The organism is Enterobacter cloacae complex sp. ECL411 (assembly GCF_021869665.1).
GTDB classification, from domain to species: domain Bacteria; phylum Pseudomonadota; class Gammaproteobacteria; order Enterobacterales; family Enterobacteriaceae; genus Enterobacter; species Enterobacter intestinihominis.
The window spans coordinates 260,356-278,800 of record NZ_CP091486.1 but is presented as its reverse complement, the minus strand read 5'-3'; the positions used below and the strand labels follow the sequence as shown (position 1 = coordinate 278,800).

Genomic DNA, 18,445 nt, shown 5'->3' with positions numbered 1-18,445 from the left:
CATGAGCTGTGTGTCGTTTCAATTTTCAGCTTGATCCAGATTTTTAAAGAGCAAAACTTCTTAATGCACTCAAAAGTACATTCAGAAGTTCATCATTCATCAGACAATCTGTGTGGACACTACAAAGGCAGGTTCTTTAAGGTAAGGAGGTGATCCAACCGCAGGTTCCCCTACGGTTACCTTGTTACGACTTCACCCCAGTCATGAATCACAAAGTGGTAAGCGCCCTCCCGAAGGTTAAGCTACCTACTTCTTTTGCAACCCACTCCCATGGTGTGACGGGCGGTGTGTACAAGGCCCGGGAACGTATTCACCGTGGCATTCTGATCCACGATTACTAGCGATTCCGACTTCATGGAGTCGAGTTGCAGACTCCAATCCGGACTACGACGCACTTTATGAGGTCCGCTTGCTCTCGCGAGGTCGCTTCTCTTTGTATGCGCCATTGTAGCACGTGTGTAGCCCTACTCGTAAGGGCCATGATGACTTGACGTCATCCCCACCTTCCTCCAGTTTATCACTGGCAGTCTCCTTTGAGTTCCCGGCCGGACCGCTGGCAACAAAGGATAAGGGTTGCGCTCGTTGCGGGACTTAACCCAACATTTCACAACACGAGCTGACGACAGCCATGCAGCACCTGTCTCAGAGTTCCCGAAGGCACCAAAGCATCTCTGCTAAGTTCTCTGGATGTCAAGAGTAGGTAAGGTTCTTCGCGTTGCATCGAATTAAACCACATGCTCCACCGCTTGTGCGGGCCCCCGTCAATTCATTTGAGTTTTAACCTTGCGGCCGTACTCCCCAGGCGGTCGACTTAACGCGTTAGCTCCGGAAGCCACGCCTCAAGGGCACAACCTCCAAGTCGACATCGTTTACGGCGTGGACTACCAGGGTATCTAATCCTGTTTGCTCCCCACGCTTTCGCACCTGAGCGTCAGTCTTTGTCCAGGGGGCCGCCTTCGCCACCGGTATTCCTCCAGATCTCTACGCATTTCACCGCTACACCTGGAATTCTACCCCCCTCTACAAGACTCTAGCCTGCCAGTTTCGAATGCAGTTCCCAGGTTGAGCCCGGGGATTTCACATCCGACTTGACAGACCGCCTGCGTGCGCTTTACGCCCAGTAATTCCGATTAACGCTTGCACCCTCCGTATTACCGCGGCTGCTGGCACGGAGTTAGCCGGTGCTTCTTCTGCGGGTAACGTCAATCGACAGGGTTATTAACCCTGTCGCCTTCCTCCCCGCTGAAAGTACTTTACAACCCGAAGGCCTTCTTCATACACGCGGCATGGCTGCATCAGGCTTGCGCCCATTGTGCAATATTCCCCACTGCTGCCTCCCGTAGGAGTCTGGACCGTGTCTCAGTTCCAGTGTGGCTGGTCATCCTCTCAGACCAGCTAGGGATCGTCGCCTAGGTGAGCCGTTACCCCACCTACTAGCTAATCCCATCTGGGCACATCCGATGGCAAGAGGCCCGAAGGTCCCCCTCTTTGGTCTTGCGACGTTATGCGGTATTAGCTACCGTTTCCAGTAGTTATCCCCCTCCATCAGGCAGTTTCCCAGACATTACTCACCCGTCCGCCACTCGTCAGCAAAGCAGCAAGCTGCTTCCTGTTACCGTTCGACTTGCATGTGTTAGGCCTGCCGCCAGCGTTCAATCTGAGCCATGATCAAACTCTTCAATTTAAGTTTGATGCTCGTGAATTAAACTTCGTAATGAATTACGTGTTCACTCAGAGACTTGGTATTCATTTTTCGTCCGAGGACGTTAAGAATCCATGTCACTTTGAGTGCCCACACAGATTGTCTGATAAATTGTTAAAGAGCAGTTGCGACGCGCTTCAGCGCTCTGTCGCGAGGTGGCGTATATTACGCTTTCCTCTTTCAGAGTCAACCCGTTATTTCAGGATTTTTTCTCTTCAACCGACCGGGTTGTCTGTGAAGTGATTCACATCCGCCGTGTCGATGGAGGCGCATTATAGGGAGTTCTCCGCAGGCCGCAACCGCTAAATGACAGAAAAATGACTGACTGCTGCATTCCCCAGCAAAACCCCGCCTTATACCCTTTTACGCACAGAGTTATCCACAGCGCTTCGAAAAAGTGAAAATATGCGAGCGTTGCGCAAACGTTTTCGTTAAAATGCTCGCGCTTAACAAGGAGGCCTCGTCAGGTGTGTTAGATGAGTTTTTCGCAGGAAAATTCATCTAACGCTCTCTGTAATCGTGAAATCCAGGGGATTTACCATGCAACAACGTCGTCCAGTCCGCCGCGCTCTGCTCAGTGTTTCTGATAAAGCCGGTATCATCGAATTCGCTCAGGCACTTTCCGCACGCGGTGTGGAGCTGCTTTCTACAGGCGGTACCGCTCGCCTGTTAGCAGAGAAAGGTCTGCCGGTAACCGAAGTGTCCGACTACACCGGTTTCCCGGAAATGATGGATGGACGCGTCAAAACCCTGCACCCGAAAGTGCACGGCGGCATTCTGGGTCGTCGCGGTCAGGACGACGGCATTATGGAGCAGCACAATATTGCCCCCATCGACATGGTTGTCGTTAACCTCTATCCCTTCGCCCAGACCGTCGCCCGCGAAGGCTGTTCTCTGGAAGATGCCGTAGAGAACATTGATATCGGCGGCCCGACCATGGTGCGCTCCGCAGCCAAGAACCATAAAGATGTGGCCATCGTAGTGAAGAGCAGCGACTACAGCGCCATTATTAATGAGATGGACGCCAACGAAGGGTCCCTGACGCTTGATACGCGTTTCGACCTCGCCATCAAAGCCTTCGAACACACCGCCGCGTACGACAGTATGATCGCCAACTACTTCGGTAGCCTGGTTCCTGCCTACCACGGTGAAAGCAAAGATCCATCTGGTCGCTTCCCGCGCACCCTGAACCTGAACTTCATTAAGAAGCAGGATATGCGCTACGGCGAGAACAGCCACCAGCAGGCAGCCTTCTATATAGAAGAAGAGGTGAAAGAAGCCTCTGTTGCGACTGCTCAGCAGGTACAGGGCAAAGCCCTCTCTTATAACAACATTGCCGATACCGACGCCGCGCTGGAATGCGTGAAAGAGTTCAGCGAGCCGGCCTGCGTTATCGTCAAGCACGCCAACCCATGCGGCGTCGCAGTAAGCACCTCCATTATGGATGCCTACGATCGCGCCTACAAAACCGACCCGACCTCCGCGTTCGGCGGCATTATCGCCTTCAACCGCGAGCTGGATGCGGAAACCGCGCAGGCCATCATCTCCCGTCAGTTTGTCGAAGTGATCATCGCGCCATCCGCATCCGAAGAAGCGCTGAAAATCACCGCGGCGAAACAGAACGTGCGCGTGCTGGTTTGCGGCCAGTGGGCAGAGCGCGTGCCGGGCCTGGACTTCAAGCGCGTGAACGGCGGTCTGCTGGTTCAGGATCGCGATTTGGGTATGGTGACAGAAGCCGACCTGCGCGTGGTGACCAAACGTCAGCCGACCGAACAGGAGCTGCGCGACGCGCTGTTCTGCTGGAAAGTGGCGAAGTTCGTGAAGTCTAACGCCATTGTTTACGCCAAAGAGAACATGACCATCGGGATAGGCGCAGGCCAGATGAGCCGCGTTTACTCTGCGAAAATCGCGGGTATTAAAGCAGGTGACGAAGGTCTGGAAGTCAAAGGTTCCGCCATGGCCTCTGACGCCTTCTTCCCTTTCCGCGATGGTATCGATGCGGCCGCTGCTGTGGGCATCACCTGTGTGATCCAGCCTGGCGGTTCAATCCGTGATGACGAAGTGATTGCCGCTGCCGACGAACATGGCATCGCAATGATCTTTACCGACATGCGCCACTTCCGCCATTAATTTCCGGAGCAGAAAATGAAAGTATTAGTGATTGGTAATGGCGGGCGCGAGCACGCCCTGGCGTGGAAAGCAGCGCAGTCTCCGCAGGTTGAAACCGTCTTTGTGGCACCGGGTAACGCCGGTACCGCACTGGAGCCCGCGCTACAGAACGTCGCCATCGGCGTAACCGATATCCCGGCGCTGCTGAGCTTTGCCCGGAACGAGAATATCGATCTGACGATTGTGGGCCCGGAAGCGCCGCTGGTGATCGGCGTTGTAGATGCCTTCCGCGCCGCGGGCCTGAAAATTTTCGGCCCAACGGAAGGTGCCGCACAGCTGGAAGGTTCAAAAGCCTTCACCAAAGATTTCCTCGCGCGTCATAACATCCCGACGGCGGAATATCAGAACTTCACCGAGGTAGAGCCTGCTCTGGCTTACCTGCGTGAAAAAGGCGCGCCGATTGTGATTAAAGCCGACGGTCTGGCTGCCGGGAAAGGCGTTATCGTGGCGATGACCCTTGAAGAAGCCGAAGCCGCCGTTCACGATATGCTGGCCGGCAACGCCTTTGGCGATGCGGGTCATCGCATCGTGATTGAAGAGTTCCTCGACGGCGAAGAGGCGAGCTTTATCGTGATGGTCGACGGCGAGCACGTTCTGCCGATGGCCACCAGCCAGGATCACAAGCGCGTAGGCAATGCCGACACGGGTCCAAACACCGGCGGGATGGGTGCTTACTCCCCTGCTCCGGTGGTCACTGACGAAGTACACCAGCGCACCATGGACCGCATCATCTGGCCAACCGTAAAAGGGATGGCGGCGGAAGGCAATACCTACACCGGTTTCCTCTACGCAGGCCTGATGATCGACAAGCAGGGTAACCCGAAGGTGATTGAATTCAACTGCCGCTTCGGCGATCCGGAAACTCAGCCGATCATGCTGCGCATGAAGTCCGATCTGGTTGATCTGTGTCTGGCGGCGTGCGAAGGCAAGCTGAATGAGAAAACTTCCGAGTGGGACGAGCGTGCCTCTTTAGGTGTGGTGATTGCTGCGGGTGGGTATCCGGGTAGCTACAACACCGGGGATGAGATCCACGGCCTGCCGCTGGAAGAGATTGACGGTGCGAAGGTGTTCCACGCCGGTACAAAGCTCTCTGACGATGACCGCGTGCTCACTAATGGTGGACGCGTGCTGTGTGCGACCGCGCTGGGTCATACCGTGGCAGAGGCGCAGAAGCGCGCCTATGCGTTGATGGCGGATATTCACTGGAACGGCAGCTTCAGCCGCCAGGATATCGGCTATCGTGCCATTGCGCGGGAGCAGTGAGAGTAATTTCACACCCTCACCCTAACCCTCTCCCTCAAGGGAGAGGGGACTTAAATCAAAAACTCTTTTCTGTCGGCTGCCAGGTGCAGAAATCTTCGTTCGCCACCAGCAACAGCTGAGAGCCTTCCGGCGCTTCCAGCCATGCCACACTCACCTCCACAGATGAATGCCGCTGACGACGCTGAATGTGTTCGGTTGCCCAGGATTCAAGCTCAGGCTTCACTGTCTGCCCTTCGCAGGTGGTCACCGTGCCGTCGGCATGCCAGCGCCCCTGGCGCAGCACCACGCGGCCCTGACGCAGCGCATCGCTGGTCTGGCGAAGTTGTTCAGCACGGTAGCGGTAGAGCGCGACCTGATCGCTGGAAAGCTGCTGTTTCAGTCCACTGACCTCATGCTGCATAAAGCTCAGCTCGCCGTGGTCGTCAAAACGCACCTTCACGTGTTCGGGAGTCTTACTGTAGATATTCAGTTCAATGAGCGACAGCGCATCGCCCTGCCAGCGGTATTCTGCGGTCGAGGTATTGCCGTTATGCCACGGACTGAACGCGGTAAGCATATGCACTTCATCGCTGGAATCTTTGCGCCAGATCCTGACCGCACCCTGGTTGTCAGCGTAGCCGCTGGCGGTAAACGGGGGGAGTGAGGAATCATGACTACAGGCAGACAGCAACAGTACGCCTGCCAGCGCGAGCGGTCCACGCCAGAATGACAAAAGGGGCGTTGCCGCCCCTTCGTTAAAACTGTTCACTGCCACGCGTCTTACTTAACTGCGTCTTTCAGTGCTTTACCAGAAACAAATGCCGGCACGTTAGCTGCGGCGATTTTGATTTCTTTACCGGTCTGCGGGTTGCGGCCAGTACGCTCAGCGCGGTGGTTCACTTTGAAGGTACCGAAACCAACCAGTTGTACAGCATCGCCTTCTTTCAGAGACTCAGTAATAGCAGCCAGGGTAGATTCCAGAGCAGCTTTAGCCTGCACTTTAGACAGATCAGCCTTGTCCGCAATTACATCAATCAGTTGAGTCTTGTTCATAAGTTATCCTTTCAATGTGTTTATCGCTTGCTAAGCATCGAGTGCGACGAAAATGCCAAAAAAGCACTCTCCTGCATACACGCACCGATAGCCACTTTTTTTCGCCCCCCAAATGTAGACCAGACGGGGGGCGAAAGGGAAGAGTCGAGGAGTGACAAAACAGGCGTTAAATCACGTTTTGTTGTCTCATTGGTTAAAAATTATACCAATATTGCTCTCGCCGGCCTCGCGCAGGTCCGCGCGAAGCCCTTTGATCAGCTCAATATCACGTTCTTCACACTCCGCCAGCAGACGGAAAATTTCCCACTGAATATCCCATTCCTGTTCAACCGCCGGGTTAGCACGTAGCTCTTCGTCGGTCATTTCACGGCCTTCCTGGGTCATTTCCAGCATCGCGACGGTGGTGATGGATGCCTTACTGACTTCAATGGCGTGCTCCAGGGTTTCACCGCTCAGACGGGAGTGGATCAGCTCGCTCAACGCCACACAGGCATCGATAGCCGGGTAGACGCCATACAGGTCGTAATCGTCCGCCGCCGGAATTGCCTCTTCCAGCTTTTCAAGCTGAGAGTCGAAGTTTACCTTTGCGTCTTTGACCGTCAGCGTCTCCCAGATCAAATCCAGGATACGTCGATAAATCTGGCCTTCGCCAAACTCCGTTTGCTTACAGAACGCGGCATAGTTGGGGTACATGCGCTCGCACAGGCAAGCCATAAACGTCACGTGCTGCCAGCTTTCCAGCTTCTCAAGGCGCAGATGAATCGGGTTTTGTAACATGATGATGTCTCGAATCGAAAATTAGCCGCAGTTTACCTGAATCACGGCTGAATTTCCTGCCAACGAATGAATGCCGGACGTGAAGAGGCAACGGCGTCAGCCCAGCGGGTAGGCTCAGGTAAGCGGTAGCCCTTCATACAGCGTTGCACCCACGCCAGGGCGCTGTCCATGCTGACCCGATGCCCGGTTGCGATAAACAGCGGATTGCAGCGCGCTTTACTGCGCCAGACCCACGCCAGCTGCTCGCCTTTATGGATAAGCGGCGCCAGCGCGCCCGGTTCGGCAGAGAGCGGCTCAAACGCGCCGCACAGGCGTTTTTTCGCCACGCCGATGGTCGGCACGTCTACCAGCAGACCAAAGTGGCTGGCAACGCCCAGGCGACGCGGATGGGAGATGCCGTGCCCATCCACAAACAGCAGATCGGGTTTTTGCGAGAGTTGCTCCCACGCGGCCAGCAGCGCGGGATATTCGCGGAAGGAGAGAAAGCCGGGGATATAGGGCATGGTGGTGGCGATACGCGCCACCTTGTACTCCACCAGCTCCAGCGACGGGTATTTCAGCACCACCATCGCCGCTCGCGTTACTTCACCGCCTTGCTCAAACCCGACATCCGCCCCGCCAATGTATCGCGGAGGGTCCGTATCCAGACGATCCTCGCGGATCACCGATGAAGCCAGTTCGATTTGCTGAGCGCGTAGCGACGCGAGATCCATAACCACTCCTTACTTGTGATACTGGGCAGAAAGCCGATGCACCGCCTCCACAAATACGCCAGCGTGTTCTGGCGGTACATCCTGATGAATACCGTGACCAAGGTTGAAGACGTGGCCTTCGCCCTGGCCGAAACCAGACAGTATAGTCGACACTTCTTCTTCGATACGGGCAGGCTGTGCATAGAGCATGGACGGGTCCATGTTGCCCTGGAGCGCCACTTTATCCCCCACGCGACGACGCGCATCGGCAATATCAGTGGTCCAGTCGAGGCCCAGCGCATCACAGCCGGTGGCCGCCATCGCTTCCAGCCACTGACCGCCGCCTTTCGTAAACAGCGTTACCGGCACGCGGCGGCCTTCGTTTTCACGCAGCAGACCATCGACAATTTTGTGCATGTAGTACAGGGAGAACTGCTGATAATCACGCCCGGTCAGCACGCCTCCCCAGGTGTCGAAAATCATCACCGACTGCGCGCCCGCTTTAATCTGCGCGTTGAGATAGAGCGTGACGCTCTTCGCCAGCTTGTCGAGCAGGGCATGCAGGGCCTGCGGCTCTGCGTACATCATCTTTTTGATGACGGTAAAGGCTTTGCTGCTGCCACCTTCCACCATGTAGGTTGCCAGCGTCCACGGACTACCGGAGAAGCCAATCAGCGGCACGTCGCCTTTGAGCTCGCGGCGGATGGTGCGCACGGCGTTCATCACATAGCCCAGCTCGCCTTCCGGATCGGGGATCGGCAGCTTATCAACGTCGGCTTTGCTTTTGATCGGTGAGGTAAAACGCGGCCCCTCGCCGGTTTCGAAATAGAGCCCAAGGCCCATCGCGTCCGGAATGGTAAGAATGTCCGAAAAAAGAATGGCGGCATCGAGCGGGAAGCGGCGCAGCGGCTGGAGCGTCACCTCACAGGCCAGTTCGGCGTTTTTGCACAGCGACATAAAATCGCCCGCCTGCGCACGCGTGGCTTTGTACTCAGGCAGATAGCGTCCCGCCTGGCGCATCATCCACACCGGGGTGACATCAACGGGCTGGCGCAGCAGCGCACGCAGATAACGATCGTTCTTCAGTTCGGTCATTTTGCAGTTCCTTATTGCGTCAGTCCGTCAGTGTAACACTACTCATACTCGGCCCGACACATTGCCACGGTATCTTCTATCAGGCGACGCGCCACCGTTCCCGGCGGGGGCAGCAGCGGTAAATCGTCGTAGCGATACCAGTTCGCCTCCAGCAGCTCTTTCTGATCGATAACAATCTCGCCGCTGTCGTATTCCGCCATAAACGCGGTCATCAGGGACATCGGGAACGGCCACGGCTGCGACGTCACATAGCGCAGGTTTTTCACCTTAATGCCGCTCTCCTCCATCACCTCGCGCGCCACCGCCTGTTCCAGCGTTTCGCCGACTTCCACGAACCCGGCGAGGACGGTGTGAATGCCGTTGCGATGGCGGGTATGCTGCGCCAGCAGGATGGAATCATCACGGCGGATGGCGACAATGATGCACGGTGCGATTTGCGGGTAGTAACGTTCACGGCAGTGGCCGCAGAGCAGCGCCCATTCGGTTTTGCTCGGGTGCATGGTGTGGCCGCAGTAACCGCAGTATTTGTGCGAGCGGTAAAACTCCGCCAGCTGTACGCCGCGCCCCGCCAGCTGGAACAGGCCGACGTCCAGATCCAGCACCTGACGTACGGATCCCATATCCTGACGGCGCGCCTGTTGGATCAACCACACGGGATCGCCCTGCCACTCGCCGATCTTCAGCGCGGACTGGCCCACCAGATCGAACGTTTCCGCGGCACCGTAGGGCAACTCTCCTGAGGGCAGCCATAATTTTTGTTCGTGGCTGACGATCCACCAACCCAGATCTGATTTTTCAATAATACGATCCATATCTATTGCACTACCTTCGCTTCACTGACATGTTGTTAGCATTGTGGTTACATTTTGGATAAGCAGATCCCATTTTAAACCTTATGGAGTCGACCATGTTAAACCAGCTGGAAAGCCTGACTGAGCGCGTTGGAGGAAGTAACACCCTGGTGGATCGCTGGCTACATGTGCGCAAGCATCTCCTTGTGGCGTATTACAATCTGGTTGGTCTTAAGCCTGGCAAAGAATCCTTTATGCGACTCAATGAAAAAGCGCTGGACGACTTTTGTCAGAGCCTGGTCGACTACCTCTCCGACGGCCATTTCAACCTTTATGAACGCATTATCCGCGAAATGGAAGGGACAACGCCGTATTTAGCGGCCAGCAAACTCTGTCCGCTGCTGGAAGCCAACACCCAGCAGATCATGGACTACTACGATTCCACGCTTGAGAATGCTATCGATCACGATAACTATCTTGAGTTTCAGCAGGCGCTTTCCGACCTTGGCGAAGCACTGGAAGAGCGATTCACGCTGGAAGACAAGCTCATCGCCCTCGTGCTGGACAACAACCTGACTATCAGCACCAGCGATAACGTTGCGCGCCCTGCTTGAGTTCTTAATCGTTAACGAGTAATTTACAACCATTCGCCCCTCTGCGGAGGGGGATTTTTCTTGTCGGAGTGCCCAGTGTGAAAGCACGGGCTGAGACCGTTAATTCGGGATCCGCGGAACCTGATCAGGTTAATACCTGCGAAGGGAACAAGAGTCACACTGCTGTTGTATCGCCCTGAGGCGATCTTCTCTTGCTTCATCCGTCGTCTGACAAGCCATGTCCTTCACATCTGGAATGAGCTATGTCTACAACAAAACTGACCCGCCGCGAACAGCGCGAACACGCACAACGCTTCATCGACACCCTGGAAGGCACCGCTTTCCCGAACTCAACGCGCATCTACATCACCGGTTCACAGGCCGATATCCGCGTGCCGATGCGCGAAATCCAGCTCAGCCCGACGCTTATCGGCGGCAGCAAAGAGCACCCGCAGTTTGAAGACAACGAAGCCGTGCCGGTGTATGACACCTCCGGCCCGTACGGCGATCCTGATGTTGCTATCAACGTGCAGCAGGGTCTGGCAAAGCTTCGCCAGCCGTGGGTTGATGCCCGTAACGACTGCGAAGAACTGAGCGTGCGCAGCTCGGCGTACACCAACGCGCGCCTGGCCGACGACGGTCTGGATGAGCTGCGCTTTACTGGCCTGCTGACGCCGAAACGCGCTAAAGCGGGCAAATGCGTAACCCAACTGCACTACGCGCGACAGGGTATCGTCACGCCGGAGATGGAGTTCATCGCCATCCGCGAAAACATGGGCCGCGAGCGCATTCGCAGCGAAGTGCTGCGCCACCAGCATCCGGGTGAAGGGTTTGGCGCTCGCCTGCCGGAGAACATCACGCCGGAATTCGTGCGTGATGAAGTAGCCGCCGGGCGCGCGATTATTCCCGCCAACATCAACCACCCGGAATCCGAGCCGATGATTATCGGCCGCAACTTCCTGGTGAAGGTCAACGCCAACATCGGCAACTCTGCCGTCACCTCTTCCATCGAAGAAGAGGTGGAAAAGCTGGTCTGGTCGACGCGCTGGGGCGCGGACACGGTGATGGACCTTTCCACGGGCCGCTATATTCATGAGACCCGCGAGTGGATCCTGCGTAACAGCCCGGTGCCGATCGGTACCGTCCCGATTTATCAGGCGCTGGAGAAGGTAAACGGTATCGCCGAAAACCTCACCTGGGAAGCGTTCCGCGACACGCTGCTGGAGCAGGCGGAACAGGGCGTGGACTACTTCACCATTCACGCGGGCGTGCTGCTGCGCTACGTGCCGATGACCGCGAAGCGTCTGACCGGTATCGTCTCACGCGGCGGTTCGATTATGGCGAAATGGTGCCTTTCCCATCATCAGGAAAACTTCCTCTACGAGCACTTCCGCGAAATCTGCGAGATCTGCGCCGCTTATGACGTTTCTCTGTCGCTGGGCGACGGCCTGCGTCCTGGCTCCATCCGTGACGCGAACGACGAGGCGCAGTTTGCCGAGCTGCACACGCTGGGCGAGCTGACCAAAATCGCCTGGGAGTACGATGTGCAGGTGATGATTGAAGGCCCGGGCCATGTACCGATGCAGATGATCCGCCGCAACATGACCGAGGAGCTGGAGCACTGCCACGAAGCGCCGTTCTACACACTGGGGCCGCTGACCACCGATATTGCGCCGGGCTACGACCACTTCACGTCAGGCATTGGCGCGGCGATGATCGGTTGGTTCGGCTGCGCCATGCTCTGCTACGTGACGCCGAAAGAGCACCTCGGGCTGCCAAACAAAGAGGACGTGAAGCAGGGGCTGATCACCTACAAGATTGCCGCCCACGCGGCGGATCTGGCGAAAGGCCATCCGGGCGCGCAAATCCGCGACAACGCCATGTCCAAAGCGCGCTTTGAATTCCGCTGGGAAGACCAGTTCAACCTGGCGCTGGATCCGTTCACCGCCCGCGCCTACCACGACGAAACCCTGCCGCAGGAATCGGGCAAAGTCGCGCACTTCTGCTCCATGTGTGGGCCGAAGTTCTGCTCGATGAAAATCAGCCAGGAGGTACGCGATTACGCCGCCGCGCAGACCATTGAAGTCGGCATGGCAGACATGTCCGAAACCTTCCGCGCCAAAGGCGGCGAAATCTACCTCAAAAAGGAGGAGGCGTAATGTACCAGCCCGATTTCCCACCTGTCCCCTTCCGCTTAGGGCTTTACCCGGTGGTGGACAGCGTGGCGTGGATAGAGCGCTTGCTGGAGGCAGGCGTTCGCACCCTCCAGCTGCGCATCAAGGATAAACGCGACGAAGAGGTGGAGGCCGATGTGGCCGCCGCTATCGCGCTGGGACGTCGCTACCACGCCCGCCTGTTTATCAACGACTACTGGCGGCTGGCGGTTAAACACCAGGCGTACGGCGTGCATCTGGGACAGGAAGATCTGGAAACGACCGATCTCAACGCAATCCGTAACGCCGGTCTGCGGCTGGGCGTTTCCACCCACGATGATATGGAGATCGACGTGGCGCTGGCGGCCCGCCCCTCCTACATCGCCCTCGGCCACGTTTTCCCGACGCAAACCAAACAGATGCCGTCTGCCCCACAGGGTTTGGCTCAGCTGGCAGCCCACGTTAAGCGCCTTGCCGATTACCCCACCGTCGCCATCGGCGGGATCAGCCTTGATCGTGCGCCCGCCGTGCTGGAAACCGGCGTCGGCAGTATCGCCGTCGTCAGCGCTATCACCCAGGCCGCAGACTGGCAGGCCGCCACCGCACGGCTCTTACAACTGGCAGGAGCAGGCGATGAAAGATCGTGATTTTATGCGCTACAGCCGCCAGATCCTGCTGGAGGATATCGCCATTGACGGGCAGCAAAAGCTGCTCGCCAGCCGGGTACTGATTGTCGGTTTGGGTGGCTTGGGCGCGCCCGCCGCGCTGTATCTGGCCGGGGCGGGCGTGGGAACGCTGGTACTGGCCGATGACGATGAGGTACACCTCAGCAACCTGCAACGGCAAATCCTCTTCACGACAGAAGATGTTAACCAGCCTAAAGCACATGTTACGCGCAAGCGGCTGAACCAGCTTAACCCCGATATTGAACTGGTGGCGCTCCAGACGCGGCTGAGCGGAGAAGATCTGCAACGCGAAGTTGCCCTTGCCGACGTGGTGCTGGACTGCACGGACAATATGGCGACGCGTCAGGCCATTAATGCGGCCTGTGTTGCACAGAACACGCCGCTGATCACCGCCAGCGCGGTCGGTTTCGGCGGGCAGATAATGGTGCTTACGCCGCCGTGGGCGCAGGGCTGCTACCGCTGCCTGTGGCCGGACGAGGCTGAACCGGAGCGTAACTGCCGCACGGCTGGCATTCTTGGGCCGGTAGTGGGCGTGATGGGTACCCTTCAGGCGCTGGAAGCCATCAAGTTGCTCAGCGGCATGGAAACAGAGCGCAACACGCTCCGGCTGTTCGACGCCCGTTCCAGCGGCTGGCGCCATCTGGCGATAAACCGCGCCAACCGCTGCCCGATATGCGGAGGCCGCGATGCGCATTCTGTTTAACGATGAGCCGATGACGTGCGACGACGATCTCACCGTTGCCGCCCTGCTCGACACGCTGCGCCAGCTGAAGCCGGGAACGGCGCTGGCGCTCAATCAACAGATCCTGCCGCGCGAGCGGTGGGAACATCAGCAGGTCATTGAAGGCGACCAGATCCTGCTGTTTCAGGTTATCGCAGGGGGCTGAGATGTTACGTATTGCCGACAAAGTCTTTGATTCACATCTGTTTACCGGAACCGGAAAATTCGCCTCCCCGCAGCTAATGGTGGATGCTATTCGTGAAAGCGGCAGCCAGCTGGTGACGCTGGCGATGAAGCGCGTGGATCTGCGTCAGCACAACGATGCCATACTTGCGCCGTTACTGGAGGCAGGCGTGACGCTCTTACCCAATACCTCCGGTGCGAAAACGGCCGAGGAAGCAATTTTCGCTGCGCATCTGGCCCGGGAAGCGCTCGGCACCTGCTGGCTGAAGCTGGAAATTCATCCGGACGCCCGCTGGCTGTTGCCCGATCCGATCGAAACCCTGAAAGCGGCAGAGACGCTGGTGCAGCAGGGATTCACCGTTCTGCCCTACTGTGGTGCCGATCCCGTGCTGTGTAAGCGTCTGGAAGAGGTCGGCTGCGCGGCCGTGATGCCGTTAGGGGCGCCCATTGGCTCCAACCAGGGACTGGAGACCCGCGCGATGCTGGAGATCATCATCGAGCAGGCGACCGTGCCCGTGGTGGTGGATGCGGGCATCGGCGTACCCAGTCATGCCGCGCAGGCGCTGGAGATGGGGGCCGATGCGGTGCTGGTCAATACCGCGATTGCGGTGGCCGACGACCCGGTGATGATGGCGCGTGCGTTCCGCCTTGCCGTGGAGTCCGGTCTGCTGGCACGACAGTCCGGCCCCGGCTCGCGCAGCTTTCAGGCGCAGGCCACCAGCCCGCTGACCGGTTTTCTGGAGGCACTCTGATGGCTACCTTTACCGATCGCTGGCGTCAGCTTAACTGGGACGATATTGCCTTACGCATCAACAGTAAAACCTCTGCGGACGTAGAGCGGGCATTAACAGCCCGGCATGTGACCCGCGAGGATTTGATGGCCCTGCTTTCTCCGGCAGCCAGCGCATACCTTGAACCGATGGCGCAGCGCGCGCAACGCCTCACCCGCCAGCGCTTTGGCAACACGGTGAGCTTTTACGTGCCGCTTTATCTCTCTAACCTGTGCGCCAACGACTGCACCTACTGTGGCTTCTCAATGAGCAACCGCATTAAGCGTAAAACGCTGGATGAGCATGAGATCGCCCGCGAGTGTGCGGCTATTCGTGAGATGGGTTTTGAACATCTCTTACTGGTGACGGGTGAACATCAGGGCAAAGTGGGGATGGACTATTTTCGCCAGCATCTTCCGGCCATCCGCCGCGAATTTGCCTCATTGCAAATGGAAGTGCAGCCTCTGTCGCAAGAGGAATATGCGGAACTGAAAACCCTTGGGCTGGACGGCGTAATGGTTTATCAGGAAACCTACCATGAGGCGACCTATGCCCGACATCACCTGAAAGGGAAGAAGCAGGATTTCATCTTCCGGCTGGAAACGCCGGACAGGCTGGGGCGCGCCGGTATCGATAAAATTGGGCTGGGCGCGCTTATCGGTCTGTCCGACAGCTGGCGGGTTGACTGCTATATGGTGGCAGAGCATCTGCTGTGGCTACAGCAGTACTACTGGCAAAGCCGCTATTCCATCTCATTCCCACGGCTGCGTCCGTGTACGGGAGGCATTGAACCCGCCTCGCTGATGGATGAGCGCCAGCTGGTGCAAACCCTGTGCGCATTTCGCCTGTTCGCGCCGGAAGTGGAATTGTCGCTCTCCACGCGTGAATCCCCCGCGTTTCGCGACCGCGCGATCCCTCTGGCGATCAACAACGTCAGCGCCTTTTCCAAAACGCAGCCGGGCGGTTACGCAGACGATCGCCCGGAACTGGAACAGTTTGCACCGCACGACGGACGACGGCCCGACGCGGTGGCGGAAACCCTGACTGCACAGGGGCTACAGCCCGTGTGGAAAGACTGGGACAGCTGGCTGGGAAGAGCTTCGCATTTGCGCTGAAACCGCCTGCAACAATGCGGAAAGGTTACGAGACGGCTCGTAAGATCAACGCCGGGCGATTGAGGAGATCTGCCCGGTTTTATTAGGATTAACCACGTCAGCAACGGACGCTGACCAGGGTGAAAATGCTTCTTCCTCGTTTCGCCCTGCCCTCCGCCCCTTAAACAAAATTTCAATTGATAAAATAAATACGTCGTTTCTTATCTACTCTTAAGATAAATCAACCCGTCGGAAATCGCTTTCTGTATAATTTACTACCAGCAATCTGACAGCGACTATGCTGAGGATATCGACAGACGCAACGCGCCTACCATCTGGATTGATGCACAACTCATGGCACTCCACAGTAAAAAGCTCTCTTTCACCCGACCAATTATGGTCAGCTTCGCGGGGATTCTGTTCAGTTTCGCGATAATCGCGATTCTGGTCATCCTTTCACAACGGAAGGATTTTATTGAGGATTATCATAAAATTAATGGTAACTTCACCCATAATCTGGCGGTGAACTATACCGAATCCATCCTGCGAGAAAATGACTATATTCTTGGTCGCGCTGCGATGTACTACGCCCGTGAAGACAGAGTGAATCAGACGATAAATATCGATCCGACACAGGGTTTGCAGATGTTAATGCATTTGCAGAATCTGATGCCGACGGTGTCGTCTATCTCTCTTGCGGACACCGAAGGGCACCATCTGCGCGCGCCGGAAGTACTGCCAACGGAGAATAGTAGGTCGTTCGACGCACGAACACGCCCATGGTTTATCGGGCAAGCGGAAGCCAGCAACTTTCCTCACTACACCCGCCCCTATCTGGACTATTTCACCCAACATCCTACGGTCACCCTCTATAAACCGGTCATTTCACCGGAAGGCCGTCTGAAGGGCACGCTCGCTTTCCATCTTGATTTAACCTCCATGGGGTATACCTTGCGTCAGATGGTGGCACCGGTTCAGGGTGAGTTTTTTGTCGTGGAACGTGACGGCGCCGTTGTGCTGCATCCGGACACGGGGGCGCTCTTTAAGCAGTACGTAAGCGAAGCGCTGATGGACAAAATGACCAGCGGCGAAGGGCATCTTTTCGACCCCAAAAGTAAAACCTGGTATTACTACTACTCTTTCACCAATCCGGACTGGTTTGTGATTTATCGGGTCTCCGATGCCACGCTTTCCGTCATCACCCGGCATGAAACCACCGTCGTCGGCTGGGGATTTGCGCTGGCGGCAATCATCATCATTCTGTTCGGGCTCTACCTGCGCCATGCCTCGCGTTCTGTGCTGATGAACATTATCAACGCCATCAAAACCGGAGACGTCAATCAGGCGCCACGTCTTGAGGCGATGCTCAGCCATACCATTCGAACCAATAAGGAACGTGAGATGGCCTATGTCCGTCAGGCCACCCATGATGCGCTGACAGGCTGCAAGAACCGCCGTGCTTTCGACAACGATGTGGATGAGCTGCTGACCGCTCATCAACCCTTCGTTCTGGCGCTGGTCGATATCGATAACTTCAAATCTATTAACGACACCTGGGGCCACCTGAGCGGGGATATTGTTCTGCGCAGCGTGGCGCGCGAAGGTATTCAGATCATGCAGCCGCACCACGTTTCCGTTTACCGCTACGGTGGGGAAGAGTTCGGGGTGATTTTCCCGGCCGAGCTGATGAACTCCGCGCACGCGCTACTGGAAGCCTGGCGCACCGCCGTGGAAAAACGGACCTGGCGGGAAGAGAACCTGCGAGTAACCTTCAGCGCGGGGGTGGGAGAGTGGCACTTCGAACCGCTGGAACAATTTATCGGCAGCGTAGATGAAGCGCTGTATACCGCTAAACAACAGGGTAAAAACCGCATCGTAAGCACGGCCAGCCGATAATACCCTTCCTGAAATTCCGCCCGTTAAGACGGGCAGAATGCTTTCATGTATAAAATTGTAACCGGTTTCAGAAAAATGCCGATTTCTTTGTGATGCCTGACACACAATCGCGGTAAAGCGGTTGTTGAAGCGGTCTGCGCGGGATAATTATCAATAAACACATGTAGATCGAGGCTGACTATGAAGAACATCGTTTTATGCTGTGCAGCGGGAATGTCAACCAGCATGCTGGTTCAACGTATGAAAGATGCCGCGCAGAAAAAAGGAGTCGAAGTAACCATTAAAGCCGTTCCGGTCGCGGAGTTTAAAGATAACATCGCGACGGCTGATATCGTATTACTGGGGCCACAGGTTAAATACGAACAGGCAAAACTCCAGGCGCAGGCCGATCCGCTCGGAAAAAAGGTCGCGGTTATCGACATGATGGATTACGGCATGATGAAAGGTGATGCCGTACTGGAAAAAGCGCTCAAGCTGCTGGAGTCATAATGGAAGACTTAGAAACCACAATCATGGAGCTACTGGTCAATGCAGGTGCGGCGCGCAGTGCGGCCCTGACAGCGTTGCAGATGGCGCGAAAAGGTGACTTTGACGAAGCCGAGAAAGCGATGGAAGAGTCGCGTGAATATGTGAAACATGCGCATACGATCCAGACGCAGCTCATCGGTCTTGATGAAGGGACAGGTAAACTTCCGGTTAACCTGATCACCGTTCACTCTCAGGATCACCTGATGAACGCGATGGTCATTCAGGATCTGGCGGGCGATATGATTGAGCTTTATCGACGCATCCCGTTAGTGAATTGAAGACATACAGACGTAAAAAAAC

18 protein-coding genes, 1 rRNA gene and 1 riboswitch are annotated in these 18,445 nt (G+C 56.5%); of the genes, 12 read left to right on the top strand and 7 right to left on the bottom strand.

Translation table 11 applies throughout. The features are described 5' to 3' along the window. Positions 1-142: 142 nt before the first annotated feature. Positions 143-1,684: ribosomal RNA gene (locus L3069_RS01365) — 16S ribosomal RNA — on the bottom strand. Between the two features lie 558 nt (positions 1,685-2,242). Here L3069_RS01365 and purH point away from each other — a divergent pair. Both purH and purD read left to right on the top strand, forming a co-directional pair. After that, positions 2,243-3,832 carry a bifunctional phosphoribosylaminoimidazolecarboxamide formyltransferase/IMP cyclohydrolase gene (gene purH, locus L3069_RS01360; protein ID WP_022646715.1) on the top strand — a complete coding sequence of 530 codons (1,590 nt, stop codon included), beginning with the start codon at positions 2,243-2,245 and terminating at the stop codon, positions 3,830-3,832. A 15-nt stretch (positions 3,833-3,847) separates the two neighbouring features. After that, complete coding sequence (purD, locus tag L3069_RS01355; RefSeq protein ID WP_038415061.1) at positions 3,848-5,134, top strand: phosphoribosylamine--glycine ligase; 1,287 nt, start codon at positions 3,848-3,850, stop codon at positions 5,132-5,134. A gap of 55 nt (positions 5,135-5,189) precedes the next feature. Here the strand turns inward: purD and L3069_RS01350 are convergent, their stop codons facing one another. The 6 genes from L3069_RS01350 to nudC all read right to left on the bottom strand — a co-directional run bounded on the left by L3069_RS01350 (position 5,190) and on the right by nudC (position 9,542). Next, complete coding sequence (locus L3069_RS01350; protein ID WP_022646713.1) at positions 5,190-5,882, bottom strand: DUF1481 domain-containing protein; 693 nt, start codon at positions 5,880-5,882, stop codon at positions 5,190-5,192. Between the two features lie 11 nt (positions 5,883-5,893). Continuing rightward, positions 5,894-6,166, bottom strand: a complete 273-nt coding sequence (gene hupA, locus L3069_RS01345; protein WP_002445246.1) for a nucleoid-associated protein HU-alpha — start codon at positions 6,164-6,166, stop codon at positions 5,894-5,896. A 186-nt stretch (positions 6,167-6,352) separates the two neighbouring features. Then, entirely contained in the window at positions 6,353-6,943 is a 591-nt protein-coding gene (locus L3069_RS01340; RefSeq protein WP_022646712.1) for a YjaG family protein, read from the bottom strand. A 41-nt stretch (positions 6,944-6,984) separates the two neighbouring features. Next, entirely contained in the window at positions 6,985-7,656 is a 672-nt protein-coding gene (gene nfi / locus L3069_RS01335) for a deoxyribonuclease V (protein WP_003862312.1), read from the bottom strand. A gap of 9 nt (positions 7,657-7,665) precedes the next feature. Then, positions 7,666-8,730 carry a uroporphyrinogen decarboxylase gene (gene hemE / locus L3069_RS01330; protein WP_023299076.1) on the bottom strand — a complete coding sequence of 355 codons (1,065 nt, stop codon included), beginning with the start codon at positions 8,728-8,730 and terminating at the stop codon, positions 7,666-7,668. 38 nt (positions 8,731-8,768) lie between these two features. After that, positions 8,769-9,542 carry an NAD(+) diphosphatase gene (gene nudC, locus L3069_RS01325; RefSeq protein WP_022646710.1) on the bottom strand — a complete coding sequence of 258 codons (774 nt, stop codon included), beginning with the start codon at positions 9,540-9,542 and terminating at the stop codon, positions 8,769-8,771. Between the two features lie 95 nt (positions 9,543-9,637). On the opposite strand from nudC, the gene L3069_RS01320 reads away from it, so the two are divergent. The 10 genes from L3069_RS01320 (at position 9,638) to L3069_RS01275 (ending at position 18,423) form a co-directional block, all read left to right on the top strand. Beyond that, positions 9,638-10,135 (top strand): Rsd/AlgQ family anti-sigma factor, encoded by a 498-nt coding sequence (locus L3069_RS01320; RefSeq protein ID WP_023299075.1) that lies wholly within the window; start codon positions 9,638-9,640, stop codon positions 10,133-10,135. A 54-nt stretch (positions 10,136-10,189) separates the two neighbouring features. Continuing rightward, positions 10,190-10,299: riboswitch (TPP riboswitch) on the top strand. A gap of 78 nt (positions 10,300-10,377) precedes the next feature. Further along, a complete protein-coding gene (gene thiC, locus L3069_RS01315; RefSeq protein WP_038415060.1) occupies positions 10,378-12,273 on the top strand; it encodes a phosphomethylpyrimidine synthase ThiC in 1,896 nt (631 codons plus the stop codon). Continuing rightward, positions 12,273-12,914, top strand: coding sequence for a thiamine phosphate synthase (gene thiE, locus L3069_RS01310; RefSeq protein WP_038415059.1), 642 nt, complete (start codon positions 12,273-12,275; stop codon positions 12,912-12,914). The genes thiC and thiE overlap by 1 nt, the downstream gene beginning before the upstream one ends. Beyond that, entirely contained in the window at positions 12,901-13,656 is a 756-nt protein-coding gene (gene thiF / locus L3069_RS01305) for a thiazole biosynthesis adenylyltransferase ThiF (RefSeq protein ID WP_038415058.1), read from the top strand. The genes thiE and thiF overlap by 14 nt, the downstream gene beginning before the upstream one ends. Further along, positions 13,640-13,840, top strand: coding sequence for a sulfur carrier protein ThiS (gene thiS, locus L3069_RS01300; protein ID WP_032626499.1), 201 nt, complete (start codon positions 13,640-13,642; stop codon positions 13,838-13,840). Before thiF ends, thiS begins: the two co-directional genes overlap by 17 nt. 1 nt (position 13,841) lies before the next feature. Further along, complete coding sequence (gene thiG / locus L3069_RS01295) at positions 13,842-14,609, top strand: thiazole synthase (protein WP_023299071.1); 768 nt, start codon at positions 13,842-13,844, stop codon at positions 14,607-14,609. Further along, entirely contained in the window at positions 14,609-15,742 is a 1,134-nt protein-coding gene (thiH, locus tag L3069_RS01290) for a 2-iminoacetate synthase ThiH (RefSeq protein WP_038415057.1), read from the top strand. Before thiG ends, thiH begins: the two co-directional genes overlap by 1 nt. Before the next feature lie 333 nt (positions 15,743-16,075). Next, positions 16,076-17,617, top strand: a complete 1,542-nt coding sequence (locus L3069_RS01285; RefSeq protein WP_038415056.1) for a sensor domain-containing diguanylate cyclase — start codon at positions 16,076-16,078, stop codon at positions 17,615-17,617. Positions 17,618-17,797: 180 nt separating this feature from the next. Next, positions 17,798-18,106 (top strand): PTS sugar transporter subunit IIB, encoded by a 309-nt coding sequence (locus L3069_RS01280; protein ID WP_010425948.1) that lies wholly within the window; start codon positions 17,798-17,800, stop codon positions 18,104-18,106. Then, positions 18,106-18,423 (top strand): PTS lactose/cellobiose transporter subunit IIA, encoded by a 318-nt coding sequence (locus L3069_RS01275; RefSeq protein ID WP_003862327.1) that lies wholly within the window; start codon positions 18,106-18,108, stop codon positions 18,421-18,423. Before L3069_RS01280 ends, L3069_RS01275 begins: the two co-directional genes overlap by 1 nt. Positions 18,424-18,445 lie beyond the last annotated feature (22 nt).

What these genes read in the sequence shown, in the direction of transcription:
- L3069_RS01280 (WP_010425948.1), top strand. Translation starts at nt 17,798, where the DNA reads ATGAAGAACATCGTTTTATGCTGTGCAGCGGGAATGTCAACCAGCATG.
- purH (WP_022646715.1), top strand. Translation starts at nt 2,243, where the DNA reads ATGCAACAACGTCGTCCAGTCCGCCGCGCTCTGCTCAGTGTTTCTGAT.
- thiG (WP_023299071.1), top strand. Translation starts at nt 13,842, where the DNA reads ATGTTACGTATTGCCGACAAAGTCTTTGATTCACATCTGTTTACCGGA.
- L3069_RS01340 (WP_022646712.1), bottom strand. Translation starts at nt 6,943, where the DNA reads ATGTTACAAAACCCGATTCATCTGCGCCTTGAGAAGCTGGAAAGCTGG.
- L3069_RS01285 (WP_038415056.1), top strand. Translation starts at nt 16,076, where the DNA reads ATGGCACTCCACAGTAAAAAGCTCTCTTTCACCCGACCAATTATGGTC.
- hupA (WP_002445246.1), bottom strand. Translation starts at nt 6,166, where the DNA reads ATGAACAAGACTCAACTGATTGATGTAATTGCGGACAAGGCTGATCTG.
- thiC (WP_038415060.1), top strand. Translation starts at nt 10,378, where the DNA reads ATGTCTACAACAAAACTGACCCGCCGCGAACAGCGCGAACACGCACAA.
- nfi (WP_003862312.1), bottom strand. Translation starts at nt 7,656, where the DNA reads ATGGATCTCGCGTCGCTACGCGCTCAGCAAATCGAACTGGCTTCATCG.
- thiH (WP_038415057.1), top strand. Translation starts at nt 14,609, where the DNA reads ATGGCTACCTTTACCGATCGCTGGCGTCAGCTTAACTGGGACGATATT.
- thiF (WP_038415058.1), top strand. Translation starts at nt 12,901, where the DNA reads ATGAAAGATCGTGATTTTATGCGCTACAGCCGCCAGATCCTGCTGGAG.
- nudC (WP_022646710.1), bottom strand. Translation starts at nt 9,542, where the DNA reads ATGGATCGTATTATTGAAAAATCAGATCTGGGTTGGTGGATCGTCAGC.
- thiS (WP_032626499.1), top strand. Translation starts at nt 13,640, where the DNA reads ATGCGCATTCTGTTTAACGATGAGCCGATGACGTGCGACGACGATCTC.
- thiE (WP_038415059.1), top strand. Translation starts at nt 12,273, where the DNA reads ATGTACCAGCCCGATTTCCCACCTGTCCCCTTCCGCTTAGGGCTTTAC.
- purD (WP_038415061.1), top strand. Translation starts at nt 3,848, where the DNA reads ATGAAAGTATTAGTGATTGGTAATGGCGGGCGCGAGCACGCCCTGGCG.
- hemE (WP_023299076.1), bottom strand. Translation starts at nt 8,730, where the DNA reads ATGACCGAACTGAAGAACGATCGTTATCTGCGTGCGCTGCTGCGCCAG.
- L3069_RS01320 (WP_023299075.1), top strand. Translation starts at nt 9,638, where the DNA reads ATGTTAAACCAGCTGGAAAGCCTGACTGAGCGCGTTGGAGGAAGTAAC.
- L3069_RS01275 (WP_003862327.1), top strand. Translation starts at nt 18,106, where the DNA reads ATGGAAGACTTAGAAACCACAATCATGGAGCTACTGGTCAATGCAGGT.